Here is a 1,572-nt window from a genome sequence, read left to right on the forward strand (position 1 = left end):
ATTCAATCCATCAAAAATAAAAGTTTGTTTTTTACCCATTACACCCGACAGTTGTTTTTTCAACCTGTCGATAGTAAATAAAGTATCGTTGCTTTTACCATTTATCACCACCACAATGGCATCGGATGCAACAGTACCCCAAACGGGCACGTAGTTTAAAGTGCTTTTAAAAAAATCTTCTTCTTTTGGATTTAAACCCCGTGTGGCAATGATCATCCTTGTTGCCGAATCATTTAATATATCTTTAAAGCAATCGGCTTCTGTTTTATAATGGGCAATAATTTTTGCTTTGGGATAAGAGGCTTCAAAAACTTTTATCTGCTCTTCAATTATTGGTTTGTAAGATTCATCCACACTTATATTAATAGTGCCTTCGGTTGGCGAATCAAGTGCCGTGCCCTTATATTTACTTTTACATGCTGCAGCAAACAGCGTACAAACAATAATTATAAAGCCCGTAATATTTTTTATGCTGGTAACGGTATTTTTTATCATCAGTCTTTAAAATAATTTTTACTGTAGCCCCTGAACATCCTGAACACTCCATATATCCAGCATATTACTGCAAACATTTTCATTAAGTCTGAATCGTATTTGCTTAAAAACTCAGTGGAATATTTATTGGGGAACATAAAGAAAAAACCAGCGGCTATAAAAAACACTCCCATAGTATAATTGGTAATGCTCCGCATGCGGATAAGATTTTTATCCCTGTTATTCGGTTCTTCTTTTTCAAATTCTTCCAGTGCCATAAAATATTTTTTTAAAAAAGAACTGTAAGGTGTAAAGCCTTACAGTTTAAAATAATATCGGGATGGCAAATTACATAATTTATGGCGTAAATCAGTTAGCCGGAACAAACTTTACAGGTATCGTAAAATAAACTGATACATTTTGTCCGTTAGTTTTTCCTGGAACCCAGTTGGGCATTTTTTTCAACACCCTTACCACTTCTTTATTAAATTCTTCTCCGCCATCCTGTACGGTTACAAAACTTTGCAATTTTCCATCGTAGTCCACCACAAATTTTACTTTTACACTTACTTCCTCGCCTTCTTCCATTTCTTTGGGGTTATTTAAATTTCTTTGCAAAAATTTTCTTAATGCTTCCATTCCGCCGGGGTAAGAAGGCATAATATCGGGACTGTAAGTGGGTGTTTTAATATCGATTGCTGGTTTTGCAATTACAACATCAGGGCCTTTTTCACCGCCACCAGATTCTCCATCAAAGGGTTTAATTACACCAGGCCCATCGGAGCCAGGTACAATATTAGTTAAGCTCCCTATTTTATCTTTTTCTTCTATTGTTTGTATTGTATCAGCCTTATCATTATGCCTGGTTATTACAATATTAGCCACATCTTTTTTTGTAGTAATAGGTTTTTCTATTGCTTTATTTCTTTCTTTTGGTTCCTTCTTCTCAGGTTTTTTATCTACAGGAGCAATGTTTGTAGTTATTGTATCGTACATTCCATTTTCTGCAACCATTTTCTTTTTAGGAATAAAAGTAAATGCTGATAATATTATAACCACACCAATCATTACAGCAACCGATTTCATTAACCGGTTATC

3 protein-coding genes are annotated in these 1,572 nt (G+C 34.6%); all 3 read right to left on the bottom strand.

Annotation, left to right across the window (positions count from 1 at the left end):
- Positions 1 to 495: substrate-binding domain-containing protein (locus ACY65O_RS12070; RefSeq protein WP_462221106.1), on the bottom strand; the 495-nt coding region annotated here is incomplete at its 3' end.
- Positions 495 to 752, bottom strand: a complete 258-nt coding sequence (locus tag ACY65O_RS12075; RefSeq protein WP_462221107.1) for a hypothetical protein — start codon at positions 750 to 752, stop codon at positions 495 to 497. The genes ACY65O_RS12075 and ACY65O_RS12070, both read right to left, overlap by 1 nt.
- Before the next feature lie 91 nt (positions 753 to 843).
- A partial coding sequence (locus tag ACY65O_RS12080) for a TonB family protein (protein ID WP_462221108.1) occupies positions 844 to 1,572 on the bottom strand: 729 nt, incomplete at its 5' end.

Source organism: Ferruginibacter sp. (assembly GCF_031430955.1).
Taxonomy (GTDB): Bacteria; Bacteroidota; Bacteroidia; order Chitinophagales; family Chitinophagaceae; genus Ferruginibacter.

Bases quoted from the DNA above. Each gene is read 5' to 3' on its own strand.
- ACY65O_RS12075 (WP_462221107.1), bottom strand. From the start codon at position 752: ATGGCACTGGAAGAATTTGAAAAAGAAGAACCGAATAACAGGGATAAA.